This window comes from Pseudomonas quercus, assembly GCF_012033695.1.
Lineage (GTDB): Bacteria > Pseudomonadota > Gammaproteobacteria > Pseudomonadales > Pseudomonadaceae > Aquipseudomonas > Aquipseudomonas quercus.
In genome coordinates this window covers 328,519-343,254 of sequence record NZ_JAAVJI010000004.1, presented here as the reverse complement: position 1 = coordinate 343,254, position 14,736 = coordinate 328,519, and the positions used below count along the sequence as shown (strand labels likewise).

The window sequence follows — 14,736 nt, the reverse complement described above, 5'->3', positions numbered from 1 at the left end:
TATTAAGCTTGAGCAGTTGATAAAACCTTCAAAAACTATTTGGCTGCTTAAGCACTTCAGCTTTTTCAAACTAATAAGCTCCACCTGTATGTAAAACGGCCGAGTAGCAAGGTTATTGAGAGTTGCCAGGGCCTCGAAGCTTGGTATCCTCCAGAAATATGGACATCCATGTATCCATTGTTTCGAATATATCCATGTCACGTTCCGGGGTGAACGGCTCTTCGTGCCACCAAATAAGGCCGTTGTTTTTTGCAGTGCTGTCGATATCAAGCGCGATATAATCGCCACCGCCATTGGAAAACAAGGCAAGCCAACCTTCCGCAAACTCAGTATCCTCTTCGTCCATGCCATCTGAAATAAAAAACATGTCCTCTAACGCGGCTGGCCCCATCGATCTGGCCGCATAGAAGGTGAACCCGTCATGTACACTATTGTAAAAATCCGCCAACCTTCCCTGTATTCCAAACTCGCTTAGCATTTTCTCCTTCGGCGTAGCGCTAATCGGAGCACCGCCCACGTAGTAATAGAGGCCATTTGAGTCATGGAAAACATAAATCAAATTGACTGTATTATCCTTTAGAATTGCAGTGCCCAACAGCCCTACATCTAAAAGAGAAGTCACCCAAGGAAATTCGTTTTTAAAAAGATGCCAAGCATCCGGAAATCTAGGGGGTTCTGTACCGCGAATGCCAAACCCCTCCCAACCCTCAGGGATCACCAACCCTTGTGGTAATTCGCTAAGGGAGAGATAAACGTCCTTGCCAGCGAAATCGGCTTTAAATTGCTGGACTATCTCTTCTGTGTTCATAACTGCGCTCCAGCCTATTTATCGACTTTCGAAACCAATACTAGTACAAAATGCAATATTCATACCCCCTGAACTAACCATTCGTTGGAATTAGAGTTTTCTAAAAAAATCCCCATCCCCCCCCCACAGGGGAGCCACATCTGAATTTTTATTATACCCAAGGGTAAGGCTGCGGTAATAGCGCTCGTCCATGCCTTTACCCTGAGCATTGCCAAAGCTTCATCAAACGCGGAAGAGCATCAGGTCGACCATATGCTCAAAAAGCCCCGAAAAGCTATCAAACTCTTCGTAGACATTGTCGAATGCTTGCTTATCTCTGACCTGATAAATATTACTAGCCACGTCCAGAACATATTCATCCTGGTCACTATCCCCAAAGACAACGAACTCATTCATCCACTCCAAGTCTCGGGATAAAACATTCATCTCAACAAATTCCAAAGAATGCCCACTACATCCAATGATCTTGATTGGCCTAGTGGAATAAAGGAATACGCCTTCGACAACCAAACCATCAAACTTATTTAAAAAGTACAGATACTGATCTGGAGGAATTAAACCAAGCTCGTTTTTGCAGCGAGCCACGAACATCTTGAGCTCCTCTTCAGTGGCTCCCCTGTTAAATTCATAGCCATATTTTCTATACTCAGAAGCCAATACATCTATTTTTTTTAAGATTTTTTCCATACCATTATCCTAATGGCTAACTTGTACATTTCCAGGACTATCTCGTAACAGCTACAGCCTCTAGGCTTAAAATAGTTGACACCAGCTCTCAAACAATAACTGAACATCTCACATTCAGGTCTCTTAGTAGAATTTCATTTGCCAGAGCTCTGGATACGATTGGGTCAAGCCATATCACTCCCCCAATAAAAAAAATGTCGTCGCCACCTGCCTTGCTTTTATCGATGCTCAGCTTTTTTACACCTCTAATTTGGTAGCCCTCTTGGAGCTCCTTTTTCCGAATTTTTTCCAATATCAAGCCTTTCCCTGAATATTCAGATTCAATGTAATCAAAACAATAAACCTGGTTAACAGCATGTATTAAGTAGTATTCGCGAATGGTAGGGTAGCCATTATGGTAACTCACCTCAGCCTTCACCAAACGCAAATTAGACTGAAAGTTTTCGATAACTTCCTTCAGGTTTTTAGATACGAAAAACGCTCCAACGGACGTCATAAAAAAATCAGCACCTATATCTTCTAGGCTTTTATCAAGCACTACAGAGACTTTAACCTCCTCTGGCAATAGGGTTGTCCCATTTTGATAATAACCTGATATTTCTGGCTGGAACGATACATCTCCATCAATAAAAGTACCATTCTGGCATTTATGGCAAAGCTTGAAGTACTCCATGCCCCTACTCCTAACACCGCAGATATGTAACACAGATTCCAGCCTATAAAATATTCAGCATCCGCAATGGAGGCTTTCTCTCTGCATTCTATAGGTAGGGCCTAAGCTATCTGCTCTCTGAACAATTTAAAGCTATTTTGAAAAAAATACACTTTCGTAAAAAAAGCGTTAACCCATATTCATAAAGTTATCGTTTTCAAGATAAAAATTCAATGCCGCAGTCAATTCTTCAACTGTAGCATTTTTCTTTTGGCTAAGGGCCAAACTCACCACATCCCAGAATTGCTCTCCGTGATAAAGCAAATCAAGTTTATTGTCGCTGACAAAATCGCTGTATTTTTCTAGATCATTAACGATTTCCGGATACTCATCCAGATAACAAATAACTTCTGGAGAGATAACATCTATTTCTGCTTCGGCATAGAGACAGTAATCATCATTAAAAGCCTCACCCGACCTCAGGGCTTGTAATATGGCTGCCAAGACCACAGGCTGTCTTGCTTCAATATCTTTCATGATCGCCCCTTTCAGATAGCAACGCTTTGCATGGTAAAATTCCTTTCTTTTTGCAGCCGCTCTATACCTCCATCTTACTTCGAATTATGATAAAAGCTATTTTTTAGATTATACACTTGAGTAAGAATTGCCTTTTTCTATGGCCTTAGCTTCATGCTATGGGACACTGAATATGGTGCTTGATATGTTGTTCTCAAACTTTACACCTCCTGAACCTGAAGCCTCCAAAACACCGTTTATTATCTTTTCACGACGCATATTTGCCTGGACAACCACTTTAACAGCAAGCGACTCGATATGCACTACTACAGCCTTTAGGCTTCGATCAAACATGAAGCCTTAGCGGCCAACTTTAATAGCCAATATCATCTTCATCCTTTAGATTCTCAATAAACTCTTGAAAGCTTTTTTCCAGCCATCTGCAGGCCCTAGCTTGATTGACTGCAATGCTAGCATCCGAGTCAAAGCTATCGATAGTGTAATAGCAGACATTACCCTCTATCAAATCTAAGCAAAAGAGGTTCCCCCCATCATCAATCGCGAAAGGCAATAACGTTTTGGGGATTACATTTCTCTTGACCATAGCGAGGTAGCAGTTCTCTATAAAAGCAGTATTATGCTCCTCCACGTGTCTCGAACCAGCCAGCGGTTTAAACTTCTTAACCCTGACAGCATCATACTCGTCACTGCCATCCCACCAGTCTTTACTAGGCAATCCACCATTATTTTTTAAATAAAAGTTTCTAAATGCTTCTGGCAAGCAGTACCCTATAGCGTCCTCAAAAAATCTGATTTCTGCCAAGCCTATTTTCACGTCTGATTTTAATATCTGCATGCCATAAAACTCATTTATGGTATCTCCTCCAGCCGATCTTCAAAAACAGCCCTGTATCATTACTCTTTAGCACTATGATTAGTAGTCTATCGTAAAAACCTCTTATAGCTCAAAATCTAGGTCGTCAATTGATATGCTTTTATTGAGGCTATTAAATTTTTTTACAGAGTTTACTTTAAGACCATATCCCAACCCTGAAGTTGAAGTTTTAAGCCCTTTATAGCCTCTTAGTTCCAACTCATACAGCCCTGTTGGAATCTCAAGGAAGTCGTTACTCGGCATTCTAGATGTATAATTTTCTCTATAACTTAAAAAGAATTCTTTATCCCAATCCATTAGTGCATTTAAATCAGAAACTATAACCAAGCCCGATTCGATTTTTATGTTAAATCCGCTGTAATAAAACTTCGCCTTCGGAAGACTTGAACTAGCTTCACTGTCATCAATCAGGAATACCGAATAATCCTGTTCGGATATCTGATAAATAGGTATTACTACTCCCTCATCAATTGCTGCCCACCCTAATTTTTCATCATTTAGAAAAGCGTAGAAAATATTAGTTTCTTGTATATCTCTTTTCTTTAAGAAGCCATCCAATACAACTGGATCAAAAATTACAATCCCTGGCATGTACAGCTCAATACTTGCAAGACTTTTTATTAGACCCATACTGCAACCTTAACCTATAGCATAATTATTGGCTTTTAAAAGCATGTTCTATACAACTTTAATCTTTATAATTAGCTTATTTAAAAAATCCTATGTTATTTTTAGATTGATAAACAGGCCATTTTTTACATAACCTACTTTGCTAGAGAATCCGGGCAGCATTGGCTTTACGAATCACCTTGAGGCCAAACATGAAACTCTAGAGGTTTTCTGAAAATCAATATGAAATACTAGTCAACACCCAATTTAACTAAAAAATCGTCAAAAGACTCTGATATTTTCAACAAATTATCTCCATCTTGTGCATATATGTATACAAATCCGTAGTCTATCTTTCGCAAGGAAATAAAGATAGAGTTACCACCTGAGTCGTAGGCAAATGGAACGAACCATCCTTTAGACCAAGTTCCATGCGTGCTGCTTAAAGGGCTAATTTCCTTAATACTCTCTATAACATCAGAAATCTTTAAATTTCCGTATTTTATTGAATAAAATCCATTTACGGGCAGTCCCCATCTTCCTGATTCAACATCTTCTTCAGATGGAAATCCTCCGTTTTTTTTGAGGTAGTATGTTTTGAACCGCGCAGGAAGCACACTATTGAAGCTGGATTCGAAATCTAGAAATTCCACTTCAGATAGATCTGTTTTAGAACCCATCATATCGACCATGAAAACCACCACCCATTAAATATGTATTTAATCCCCGTCGCATACTGGCATTTACTTACTTCACCAGTATACGGTACTTCATTATGGGCCATCGTGTTCACAAGCTGCATATTACCCTAGTGTATTTTGTTTTAACTATCGGATTGACTGGAGTACCATCTGGTTTCAATCTACTTAAGTTTGAATAAAGCGCGTTACTGTTTTATAGTCAAGCCCTCCTCGTTCATTTCTCAAAACTTCGCTAAAACCTCTGGACTCAAGTTTAGCCAGTGAATCACAACTCCACCCCAGCGGATCCACCTTCCCACCGGACTCGGCGCATACGGGTACAAATTCTCCCCACCCAACAACCCAATCGGGTCCTGGGTGATAAATGTAGTGGTCAACAATTCCCGGACACAGAATTAAGTTTTTCTTCTGCTACAGCCGGCGGTACGAAGCCATTGTGCTGATGCGGCCTTGTCCAGTTGTACCGCTGCATGAGATAGCGTCCGATATCTTGCTCGGCCAGCGCTGCCGTCATGTAACCCATCGTCGGTATCCATTCCGCTTTCAAGCTGCGAAACAGCCGCTCCATGGGCGCGTTGTCGTAGCAGTTTCCCCGTCGGCTCATGCTTTGAGTTATCTGATAGCGCCACAGCCGCTGGCGGAAGCTACGGCTGGCGTATTGGCTACCCTGGTCGCTGTGAAATAGTAAGCCCTGTGGCCTGCCGCGCATCTCATAAGCTCTGTCGAGCGCCTTGATGACCAGCTCGGCATCTGGCTTGGCAGACATCGCCCAGCCCACTACCCGACGGCTATACAAGTCCAGGACGACCGCCAGGTAATGCCACCGTCCCTGCGTCCAGATGTAGGTGATGTCACCACACCAGACCTTGTTTGGCGTTGCCACGGTGAACTGTCGATCAAGAACATTGGGGATGTCGAGGCGCTCAACCGTGGCCCGTTTGTATGCGTGAGAACCGGGCTGCTTGCTGATCAAGCCTTGCTCCTTCATCAGGCCTCTGACCTTGAAGCGTCCCACATTGATACCCTCATCCCGGAGCATGGCGACGATACTGCGGCTACCTGCCGAGCTGCGGCTCTGGCTGAACAGCTCGTTGATGCGGCTGCGCAGGCTCGTACGGCGAACATCGATACGCCGTCGGCGGGCCAGGTGCGCGTAATAACAAGATCGGGGCAACTCGAACACTGAACACAACAGCTGAACAGGGTAATGCTCTGCCAACTTCCGAATCGACTTCAACGTCTGCGCCCGTGTTCCTCGGCCATCAAGAGCGCAGTGGCCTCCTTTAAGATTTTCTTCTCGATCTCCAGCCGATTGATGCGAGCCTTGAGCGCCTGGATTTCCTGCTGCTCTGGCGTCATCGCTTTGCTGGATGGGGTCACGCCATTTCGCTCAGCCTGAAGCTGGTTGACCCAGCGACGCAACGCCGGCTCCCCAATATCGAGCGACCTCGCGGCCTCGGCATGGCCGTAGCCTTGATCGAGCACAAGGCAGGCCGCCTCGCGTTTGAACTCGGGGGTGAAAGTACGTCGTTGTCTGCTCATCGAACACCTCTGTGTGGCGATCATTTTCGCCTAAAAAGGTGTCCGGGGTTAGTAGACCACTACAATCACTATTTCCCCATAGCTATTCCGCCCGTATGTTTTACGGCCGCATATATATCTGAAGGTATAAGCTGCATGAATCCTGACTCCTGATTATGGTGCCAAGTATAATCTGAAGGCCTTGGATTCAACCTATTGTAGCCTACAGCTTTATCCGCTCTTGCAAAATCTATAGCCCGTGTTCAACCAAGCTCAATCCTCACATTTTTAATCGAGCATCTAGAAAAGTCAGGGAACCTAACATGGTTGAATGGAACACTGTATGGGTACTTATTCCTTATAGAGACCAGTAAATTTTGAAGCGGATACGTTTTCCCAGCATATCTCCCATTGATCGGAAGCCTGTCATTTACCGGCTTAACCATCTTCGAAGAAAGCTCACAGTTCCAACCCAACGGCTCCACCCAGCCCACCGGACTCGGCGCATACTGGTACAGATTCTCCCCGCCCAACAACCCAATCGGGTGCTGCGTGGTAAACCGCCCCACCTATGGGTCGTAATATCGGAACGTATTGCAAAGATAAGGTCGCGATTGTAAAGTTTGTTAACACCTATACTCTTACCCCTACCACATATGCATTAAACGCGGCTTAGCATCAGGTCGACCATATAATCAAAAACCCCAAAAAATTATAAACTCTTCATAAATATTGTGGAATGCTTGCTTATCTCTGACCTGATAGACATTGCTAGCCACGTCAAGAAAATATTCATCCTAGCCACTAACACGGAAAACTGGAGCTAAGGGTGTAATATTCGCAAAACTTAATTCCGCCCAGTTTTAAAAATCATCCCATGGCGAATATTGGTAGCTGTCATCTATTTTAACAAAATCCAGCCCAGAAACTTTTTTATCAAGGCATTGATCCCTAAAGAAACTTGAACAAACCACCTCTTTAATTTCTTCAAAATAAAAGAGGTCCGAATTTACACCGGCTATTATTGATAGTTTTTCAATTTTCTCGTAGCTGGGTCCATTTAGTCGCTGTTCTTCAATCTTCGGATTTTGGTCAATCGTAAATTTTGAATTTTCTAGATCCATAGCCATTAACCTTTGAGATGCAATAAAGAAAAAGTATTCCAGGCCGCTTGCCTTACCTTTAATAATAAGTTCCACCGGTCGACAAACATACGAACAATTAAGCTTTTCGCAAATTTCCAAAAACTTTTTCGATACTAAAAAATGGTCAGGCAGCCAATCTGCTGTGATTTTTGCAACATGTGCGATCGCTTGGTAACTCTCGCAGAGATCAGCTTGCACAGGGCTCTCAGTTGGATAATGAAAAACTGGAATATCTGGAACCCAATTTAATTCAAAGAAATATGGAGCACCTTCGTCATCAGGAATATACTTCATAACATAGAAATCACTCACGTCTTTTACCTTATAGTAAACGCCCAGTTACTGAATGCACCTTAAACAGTCCTTTCTCAAGACCCTGAGATGCCCAATGCTGAATATTTTTTACTCCGAGAGCTAGGTCTATGTCAGTTAAGCTTCCAGAGTTCTTATTTAGAACCATCATTTTATTTTTAACTGCCTCAGTATACTGCCGGTGATTAGACCAATGCCCAGGCATATCTATTTTTTTTGCAAGAATTTTCGATCCTGGTAAGAACATGCCATTAGAGGCCCCGTCAGATTCCCACCCGATTTTCTTGAGACGTAGGAATAACGCTTTGAATTGAGCACTTTTCATCAGTTCTTCAGGAATAAGGTGATGATTTGCCATCCCATCACCCTTTCTATGGCCCATATTTCTACCTAGCTTAGTGGAACACCACCCCAGCGGATCCACCCACCCCACCGGACTCGGCGCATACCGGTACAAATTATCCCCACCCAACAATCCAATCGGGTCCTGCGTGGTAAACCGCCCCACCTCCGGGTCGTAGTACCGGAACGTATTCTAGTGCAGCCCGTTCTCGTCGTCGAAGTACTGGCCTTGGAAGCGCAGGTTCTGCTCCACCTCGTTCACGACCATGGCATCGATAGCACCCCAGGTTCGGTACTTAGCATGCCACACGATCTGCCCTTCGGCGTTGGTCATTTCCCGGAGAGTGCAGATCTGGTTGGTGTGGAAGTAGTACACCTGGTTTCCGGTATCTGCTTCGGCTGTGTCAATACGCGCACAGCTTGATCGGTAATGTGGCGGCGGCACATGTGGTAGTGAGCATGACTTACCTAACACGCCGCAGCACTGAATCCATTCCCGCTAAGCTTATGGCTAATGGTTGAGAGCATGCGATCGGGCATCCCAAAGACCAGCCGCTAGATTACGCATGAAGCTAGCCGAGCTGTATCTATGCCCGCACTTTCAATCAATACGCAGTTCCTGATAGCACAGTGCCGCATTGCACTAGAAGAAAAAGTTGTTGCACTCAGGTTTTACCGTTATCCCGCCTAATGCAACTATTAACTAGGCATTAGCCTACTTAAAAGAGCAATATCAAAACGCTCATTTTTTATCACTTTTTTGTTCGAAACGGCAGCTTTAAAAACTTCTTCATTAAATATCTCAGGCTTTAAGGCAGCCGAAGCAAATATAAAAACTGCTGGATACGCGTAGTCTTCTGGAAAGATCAAAATGTCCTCCATTGTTCTCTTGCCAGGCACAATCCGATTTATAAATGAAGGCACATAGAATTCTTCAAGTACCTTTCGGATGTTGATGCATACATTTTCGGCCGAGGATACATTCGGGGTATTGGTGCTTCCCCCAAAAGCCCGACAGAATCTATTATCTTTCTCACCTGAGCTTGTGAATGAGTAGCAGGAATCGTTAGGAAGGTTACTCTTATATGGGGGAGTGAACTGGCTGGAGTGATCAAATATTGGACCGCCATATACTAAGCCTCCAAGCACATAGGCGTCAGTCCTAGCCAAATGCTGAAAAAAAATATCCGCTACAACTTTTTTTTCCCACTTGAACTTAAGCTTATTCTTAGAAGCGGCAATAGATACCCCTTCAGCACCTTCTATCTTCTTAAGCTCGTGCAGCAGTGCATTTTCGAAGAATGTCCTATTCTGCGATGTCATGATTCACCAATACCTGAGAACGTTAAAGTTAGCAGTATGCACCGCACCTTTGCCACCGAAAATTCGACCTATACCACTTTTTGTATCAACCTGAAACACAGAGACCTTTCCGTTGGAAGGTTTAATTTTACCACCACCAAGGTGTCGGGTCCTATTTGCTGGATTTGAAATATTAAATACGTTCGCAGATTTCTGGTTTTTTGTTAATAGTGGTAGCGGCGGTGGATGAGATTGTAGACGTGCTCTACGTAAAAAAAGTCTGGACAGCCAGGGGCTGGATCTTAGACAGCTTCTCGCTGCGCAGGGTTATGGCGTAATGCCAGGCCTTGCGGCCTCTGGCGTCGTAGCCAAAGCAACTGGGGAGCTTACCCTGAGTACGGTGGATCTCCCGGTGCAGGCCGTCGCGCTCAAGGTCGCTGATCACCTGACCGTCGAGGTTGAGTTGGTGCAGGCGCACGCTGCCGTAGTACAGGTCTTTCAGTATAAATCTAGATCAAGCCATTGTTGCCAGCACACCTTTAAGCTGTAATGCATATTGTTTGCTATTTGGAATTCGCATTAACTTGATATACTTCTCAAGCAAACCAGAATCAAACTTTAAAATATACAGCTCCACCAAATGTATATTCAAGAAATTAATGTAATAAGGCAAAGTCTCAATGATATGATCTGGCTCACTGGAAGGATGCTTATTAGCCTGAACATCTTCAGTACCTTCTATAGCCTTTAGCTTTGATCCTACGTAGCGGCACAGAAATTTTTTATCAAACAATACTCCTACCAGATCATCTGGATATATATTTGCCATCTTAAACCTTTCTACATCTCGCGATAGAGAAATATCGGAAGGGGGCTGAGGGTTTACTTTAAAATTCAGCTCCCTGGCGACATAATCCAGAGCATCCACATATAGTTCGCTCTCAATCCAGTTCCGGACATCCACTATATTTACCATATATCAATTCCCTTTATAATCCGCTCCAGGTCATATCCTGTATGTCTATATGGATCAACCATTTCATGCTCCCATGGCGTTAGCGCATCCAAATTCCCTGCATCATGAATTTCTCCCCCTCCTACTCTTTGAGGAATTTTTTTGTGATGTAATTCCATAGTAACGTCCCTCACTTGAGGCAAACCAGTCTTACGATTGACTACTTCTACTGTCAATTTTGGAGCATATCCTTCGCTCATCCTTGATATATTGGCTGGCGAATAACTGCGTGTCGGTGTTTTAGCTTCTGATATCCAGAATTTCCGTCTAGCCGCTCCCCAACACTGCCATCCCCATGGATCTATCCAATTTATTGGATTTGGAGCATATCGATATAAATTAATCCCCCCATCCAACCCAATCGGGTCCTGCGTGGTAAACCGCCCTACCTCCGGATCGTAGTACCTGAACGTATTGTAGTGCAGCCCTGTCTCGTCGTCGAAGTACTGGCCCTGGAAGCGCAGGTTCTGCTCCACTTCGTTCACGACCATGGCATCGATGGCACCCCAGGCTCGGTACTTGGCCTGCCATACGATCTGCCCTTCGGCATCGGTCATTTCCAGCGGGGTGCCGATCTGGTCGGTGTGGAAGTAGTACACCTGGTTTTCGGTATGCCCTTCGGCCGTGTCGACACGGGCCAGCGGTGCATAGCTGTCCGGCTCGTACAGGTAAAGCTTGCTGCCCCCTGGCCCCTCCTCTCTTAGTAGCCTCAAGCCTTGCCAGAGGAAGTGTTTGGGTTCGGTGGTGCCGTCCTTTTCGACACTCTTGGCCACCTGGCGGCCGAGGCTGTCGTAGCGGTAGGTGCCGATACTTTCCAGTTTGCCTTGTACATGCGTTTGTACTTCAACCAACCGGTTTTCACAGTCGTAAGCGAGCGTCTGCAGCCGGCTGGGCCCGCTGGTTTTCTCGATCAGGTTGCCCCAGGGATCGTAGGTGTAGGTATGGTTGCGCCAGGTGCTGATACGGTTGTCGCGTACGTGATCGAACTGGCGGGTGTTGAAGTTCAGGCGGTTGGCGGCGGGGTCGTAGCGGAATTCTTCGCTATCGATTAATTGGCCAGTGCCGCTGCTGTGCAGCCGGCCGTTGGCTTCGTAGGTGTAGCTGATCTCCCCGCGCAGCTTGTCCACGGTGCGGCTGAGTTCGCCAGCCGGGTCGTAGTGGTAGCGGCGGTGGATGGGGTTGTAGGCGTGTTCTACGTAAGGGCGGGCTGCACTGCTGGCGTGTGGATTTTCGACAGCTTTTCGCTGGGCAGGGTTGTGGTGTACTGCCAGGCCTTGCGGCCTCTGGCGTCGTAGCCGAAACAGCTGGTGAGCCTGCCTTGGGTGCGGTGGATCTCCCGGTGCAGGTCGTCGCGCTCCAGGTCGCTGATGACCTGGCCGTCGAGGTCGAGCTGGTGCAGGTGGCCGCTGCCGTAGTACAGGTGGTTGAGGTGCTGGCCGGTGGGCAAGGTGAGCGTGGTGAGGTTGTCGAGGGGGGGTGTCGGAAATTTTGTGTTCGGGCATAACATGAGTAAGAGGTGCATGTATGCCAACCAAAAAGAAACCCGAGCTACGAAAGCTACCCAAAATCCCGAAAGAGCTGTTGGAGCAGTTCGACGGTGGAATGATGACCGCTGAAGCCATCGAGGACGCTTCTGCGGCGTTCAAGAAGGCGTTGATCGAGCGAGCTCTCAATGCCGAGCTCGGCCATCACCTGGGTTATCCGCCGGGCGCGCAGCGTCCAGAGGATGAAACCAACCAGCGTAATGGAAAGAGCAGCAAGACCGTCCTGACCGGTGATGGCCCGATTCGGCTGGACACCCCCCGCGACCGGGACGGCAGCTTTTCGCCCATTCTGATTCCCAAGCACGAACGACGTTTTACCGGTTTCGATGACAAGATCATCGCCATGTACGCACGCGGCATGACGGTTCGGGAGATCCGCGCATTTCTCTCGGAGCAGTACGGCACAGACGTTTCGCCCGACTTCATCAGCTCTGTCACCGACGAGGTCATGGCAGAAATTGGTGCGTGGCAACAGCGGCCTCTGGAACCGATGTATCCCGTTATTTTCTTCGACGCCATGCGGGTCAAGATCCGCGAAGAGGGACTGGTGCGTAACAAGGCGATCTACCTGGCACTGGGTGTTCTGCCTGACGGCACACGGGATATTCTTGGCATCTGGATCGAAAATACCGAAGGCGCAAAGTTCTGGATGAAGGTCTTCAATGACCTTAAAACACGAGGTGTCGAGGATGTCTTGATTGCTGTCACCGACGGCCTCAAAGGCATGCCAGAGGCGCTTGGCGCCGTGTTTCCAGAGACTACCCTACAGACCTGCATCGTCCATTTGATCCGTAACAGTCTCGACTATGCGGGCTGGGACAAGCGGCGTGAATTGGCAAAGGCGCTCAAGCCGATCTACCAGGCAATCAACGCCGAGGCGGCCGAGCAAGCCCTGGAAGCCTTCGACCACGGGCCGTGGGGTCAGAAGTATCCGACAGTTACAACTGCATGGCGGCGGGCCTGGGATCGAGTGATTCCCTTTTTTGCTTTCCCGCCTGCCATTCGCAAAGTGATCTATACGACCAACGCCATCGAGAGTGTTAATGCTCAACTGCGCAAGATCATCAAGACGCGAGGTCATTTCCCAACCGACGATGCGGCCACGAAGTTGATCTGGCTTGGGTTGCGCAACATCACGGCCAAATGGGGCTCGGCAGCTCATGACTGGAAAAGCGCCATGAATCAGTTTGCAGTTCTGTACGGAGATCGATTTATCAGGCCAACCTGGTGAAAGCATGGCCTGCCTAGCGGCAGGCCATTAATAGCCCGCACACAAAAAATCTGACAGTCCCCGAGGGGGTCGTACTCGTAGCTCGATTCACCCTGGGGGTTTCCTTTATAAACCGACCGAGGATGTCCTAGGCGAATTCGATTGTTTTTTGAGAAAAACTACATCCAACTGTTTTTTCTGAATTGGAAAAATCTCCAAGATTAATCGAAGCACCCGCCTCCTATATACCTAGTGCGTAGATTTCCCATTTATGAGTATCAATTCCCTCATAGATCAACTCAATCATGCTCATCTAGATAAACACTGCAGCTATCAAACATTAGATACCCACAGACTAAATCGAAACTCCAGTCATCTGCACGCTGCGTAAGCCTAATACCATTCTCTACTTGCTGAACGTCTACTTTTGCATATAACGCACCAGAGATATTTTTTGCGGAAAATTTTTTCACTATAGAACTTGAAATCTTTACGACTATCACATTGTATCGCACACCCCATCTTCCCCACTTCTTTACTTCAATCGCAGGCTGCTGCCTAGTGTGCAGCGACACAGTAGTATTGCCTAGAAAATCAAAATTTACTTGACCTATCATCAAGTTTTTATCCAAACCTTCTGGAAAAAGATTAACGAGAAAGTGTTTATGATCAAGAATATCAAGCAAATTCATTTTTTTCCCCAGCTAAGGTTATACCGCCCATGTATGCCCTCGACATTTGCATGTTGGCCTTAGCATTTGGCATGACATGACATGGATTTTTCACTATCTTCTATAAATTCTTTGAGAAAATTAAATCAATTATAAACATCATCAGCCCCATCGATATAAACCTCACAGCTATCAAAACCAATATCTTCAAAGACCATATAGAAACTCCAATCATCTGATTGCTGCGAGAATCTAAAACCACCTTCCACTTCAAAAAGCTCGACTTTTGAATACAACGCGCCAGAAATATTGCTTACTGAAAATTCTTTTATTCTCGAACTAGAAAGTATTATGACTATAGTGTTATAGTCTTCACCCCACTTACCCCATTTTTTCACGTCCAGTGCAGGCTGCTGCCTAGTGTGCAGAGCGACAGTAGTATTGCCTAAGGGATCAAATCTCACTTGGCCAACCATTAAAACCTCAGTCAGTCCTTGCGGAAAAAGCTTTACTATAAATTCTCTATGAGACACAACATCAAGCAAATTCATTTAAGCTTCCAATTAAAGTTATAGTGCCCATGAGTACCGCTGACACTGCCTGTAGTAGGATTACGAATTGGCCTCACATTGAAATGGGGATCCGCACCTCTCAAAGGCACAGCTTTGGAGTGACCAATACTATGTTCTTGGATAATGATTTTTTCACCTTTATTATTAGTGAAATAGTAATTACGAGTTTCCACTACGGCACCTTTTGAATTTTTTACTGCATTACCGTAACCATCTTCCAGATTAATTCTTTCA

At 45.6% G+C, this 14,736-nt stretch carries 17 protein-coding genes and 4 pseudogenes; 1 reads left to right on the top strand and 20 read right to left on the bottom strand.

Annotated elements, in window-relative coordinates; genetic code table 11:
* Positions 1-112: 112 nt before the first annotated feature.
* The 17 genes and pseudogenes from HBH25_RS10315 to HBH25_RS10245 all read right to left on the bottom strand — a co-directional run.
* Positions 113-808 (bottom strand): SMI1/KNR4 family protein, encoded by a 696-nt coding sequence (locus tag HBH25_RS10315; protein WP_168083817.1) that lies wholly within the window; start codon positions 806-808, stop codon positions 113-115.
* A gap of 222 nt (positions 809-1,030) precedes the next feature.
* Positions 1,031-1,495, bottom strand: coding sequence for a YrhA family protein (locus HBH25_RS10310; protein ID WP_168083816.1), 465 nt, complete (start codon positions 1,493-1,495; stop codon positions 1,031-1,033).
* An 88-nt stretch (positions 1,496-1,583) separates the two neighbouring features.
* Entirely contained in the window at positions 1,584-2,168 is a 585-nt protein-coding gene (locus HBH25_RS10305) for an imm11 family protein (RefSeq protein WP_168083815.1), read from the bottom strand.
* A 168-nt stretch (positions 2,169-2,336) separates the two neighbouring features.
* Positions 2,337-2,684 carry a DUF7716 domain-containing protein gene (locus HBH25_RS10300; RefSeq protein ID WP_168083814.1) on the bottom strand — a complete coding sequence of 116 codons (348 nt, stop codon included), beginning with the start codon at positions 2,682-2,684 and terminating at the stop codon, positions 2,337-2,339.
* A 352-nt stretch (positions 2,685-3,036) separates the two neighbouring features.
* A complete protein-coding gene (locus HBH25_RS10295) occupies positions 3,037-3,519 on the bottom strand; it encodes an SMI1/KNR4 family protein (protein WP_168083813.1) in 483 nt (160 codons plus the stop codon).
* A gap of 102 nt (positions 3,520-3,621) precedes the next feature.
* Positions 3,622-4,149 carry a hypothetical protein gene (locus tag HBH25_RS10290; protein WP_229631872.1) on the bottom strand — a complete coding sequence of 176 codons (528 nt, stop codon included), beginning with the start codon at positions 4,147-4,149 and terminating at the stop codon, positions 3,622-3,624.
* 269 nt (positions 4,150-4,418) lie between these two features.
* Positions 4,419-4,859: an SMI1/KNR4 family protein gene (locus HBH25_RS10285; RefSeq protein ID WP_168083812.1), complete on the bottom strand. Its 441-nt coding sequence runs from the start codon at positions 4,857-4,859 to the stop codon at positions 4,419-4,421.
* A gap of 382 nt (positions 4,860-5,241) precedes the next feature.
* Positions 5,242-6,410 (bottom strand): IS3 family transposase gene (locus HBH25_RS10280; protein ID WP_168083811.1). Its coding sequence is split into 2 segments (ribosomal slippage): positions 5,242-6,149 and positions 6,149-6,410, totalling 1,170 coding nucleotides; the frame shifts between segments, so codons are not numbered across the junction.
* A 68-nt stretch (positions 6,411-6,478) separates the two neighbouring features.
* Positions 6,479-6,601, bottom strand: a complete 123-nt coding sequence (locus HBH25_RS23720) for an HNH endonuclease (RefSeq protein WP_218585487.1) — start codon at positions 6,599-6,601, stop codon at positions 6,479-6,481.
* Positions 6,602-6,847: 246 nt separating this feature from the next.
* Positions 6,848-6,985, bottom strand: a pseudogene (locus HBH25_RS23715) (RHS repeat-associated core domain-containing protein); the annotation flags it as partial.
* Positions 6,986-7,252: 267 nt separating this feature from the next.
* Positions 7,253-7,846 (bottom strand): imm11 family protein, encoded by a 594-nt coding sequence (locus tag HBH25_RS10270; RefSeq protein ID WP_168083810.1) that lies wholly within the window; start codon positions 7,844-7,846, stop codon positions 7,253-7,255.
* Between the two features lie 10 nt (positions 7,847-7,856).
* Positions 7,857-8,204, bottom strand: coding sequence for an AHH domain-containing protein (locus HBH25_RS10265; protein WP_168083809.1), 348 nt, complete (start codon positions 8,202-8,204; stop codon positions 7,857-7,859).
* A 45-nt stretch (positions 8,205-8,249) separates the two neighbouring features.
* Positions 8,250-8,603, bottom strand: a pseudogene (locus tag HBH25_RS23295) (RHS repeat-associated core domain-containing protein); the annotation flags it as partial.
* A 284-nt stretch (positions 8,604-8,887) separates the two neighbouring features.
* The gene (locus HBH25_RS10255) at positions 8,888-9,511 is read right to left on the bottom strand and encodes a hypothetical protein (RefSeq protein ID WP_168083807.1); all 624 of its coding nucleotides are present in this window, start codon (positions 9,509-9,511) and stop codon (positions 8,888-8,890) included.
* Between the two features lie 206 nt (positions 9,512-9,717).
* Positions 9,718-9,992: pseudogene (locus HBH25_RS23290) on the bottom strand (hypothetical protein); the annotation flags it as partial.
* Between the two features lie 12 nt (positions 9,993-10,004).
* On the bottom strand, positions 10,005-10,466 hold the full coding sequence (locus HBH25_RS10250; RefSeq protein ID WP_168083806.1) for a hypothetical protein: 462 nt from the start codon (positions 10,464-10,466) through the stop codon (positions 10,005-10,007).
* A pseudogene (locus HBH25_RS10245) lies at positions 10,460-11,979 on the bottom strand (RHS repeat-associated core domain-containing protein); the annotation flags it as partial. The pseudogene HBH25_RS10245 and the gene HBH25_RS10250, both read right to left, overlap by 7 nt.
* A gap of 50 nt (positions 11,980-12,029) precedes the next feature.
* Here HBH25_RS10245 and HBH25_RS10240 point away from each other — a divergent pair.
* Complete coding sequence (locus HBH25_RS10240; protein WP_168083805.1) at positions 12,030-13,280, top strand: IS256 family transposase; 1,251 nt, start codon at positions 12,030-12,032, stop codon at positions 13,278-13,280.
* A gap of 278 nt (positions 13,281-13,558) precedes the next feature.
* On the opposite strand, the gene HBH25_RS10235 is transcribed toward HBH25_RS10240, so the two are convergent.
* The 3 genes from HBH25_RS10235 to HBH25_RS23575 all read right to left on the bottom strand — a co-directional run bounded on the left by HBH25_RS10235 (position 13,559) and on the right by HBH25_RS23575 (position 14,675).
* On the bottom strand, positions 13,559-13,951 hold the full coding sequence (locus HBH25_RS10235; RefSeq protein ID WP_168083804.1) for a hypothetical protein: 393 nt from the start codon (positions 13,949-13,951) through the stop codon (positions 13,559-13,561).
* A gap of 125 nt (positions 13,952-14,076) precedes the next feature.
* Positions 14,077-14,481, bottom strand: coding sequence for a hypothetical protein (locus tag HBH25_RS10230; RefSeq protein ID WP_168083803.1), 405 nt, complete (start codon positions 14,479-14,481; stop codon positions 14,077-14,079).
* A complete protein-coding gene (locus tag HBH25_RS23575; RefSeq protein ID WP_324616882.1) occupies positions 14,478-14,675 on the bottom strand; it encodes an HNH/endonuclease VII fold putative polymorphic toxin in 198 nt (65 codons plus the stop codon). The genes HBH25_RS10230 and HBH25_RS23575 overlap by 4 nt, the downstream gene beginning before the upstream one ends.
* Positions 14,676-14,736: the final 61 nt, after the last annotated feature.

Coding starts and splice junctions, on each gene's coding strand:
- HBH25_RS10315 (WP_168083817.1), bottom strand. CDS start 808: ATGAACACAGAAGAGATAGTCCAGCAATTTAAAGCCGATTTCGCTGGC.
- HBH25_RS10310 (WP_168083816.1), bottom strand. CDS start 1,495: ATGGAAAAAATCTTAAAAAAAATAGATGTATTGGCTTCTGAGTATAGA.
- HBH25_RS10305 (WP_168083815.1), bottom strand. CDS start 2,168: ATGGAGTACTTCAAGCTTTGCCATAAATGCCAGAATGGTACTTTTATT.
- HBH25_RS10300 (WP_168083814.1), bottom strand. CDS start 2,684: ATGAAAGATATTGAAGCAAGACAGCCTGTGGTCTTGGCAGCCATATTA.
- HBH25_RS10295 (WP_168083813.1), bottom strand. CDS start 3,519: ATGCAGATATTAAAATCAGACGTGAAAATAGGCTTGGCAGAAATCAGA.
- HBH25_RS10290 (WP_229631872.1), bottom strand. CDS start 4,149: ATGCCAGGGATTGTAATTTTTGATCCAGTTGTATTGGATGGCTTCTTA.
- HBH25_RS10285 (WP_168083812.1), bottom strand. CDS start 4,859: ATGGTCGATATGATGGGTTCTAAAACAGATCTATCTGAAGTGGAATTT.
- HBH25_RS10265 (WP_168083809.1), bottom strand. CDS start 8,204: ATGGCAAATCATCACCTTATTCCTGAAGAACTGATGAAAAGTGCTCAA.
- HBH25_RS10255 (WP_168083807.1), bottom strand. CDS start 9,511: ATGACATCGCAGAATAGGACATTCTTCGAAAATGCACTGCTGCACGAG.
- HBH25_RS10250 (WP_168083806.1), bottom strand. CDS start 10,466: ATGGTAAATATAGTGGATGTCCGGAACTGGATTGAGAGCGAACTATAT.
- HBH25_RS10240 (WP_168083805.1), top strand. CDS start 12,030: ATGCCAACCAAAAAGAAACCCGAGCTACGAAAGCTACCCAAAATCCCG.
- HBH25_RS10235 (WP_168083804.1), bottom strand. CDS start 13,951: ATGAATTTGCTTGATATTCTTGATCATAAACACTTTCTCGTTAATCTT.
- HBH25_RS10230 (WP_168083803.1), bottom strand. CDS start 14,481: ATGAATTTGCTTGATGTTGTGTCTCATAGAGAATTTATAGTAAAGCTT.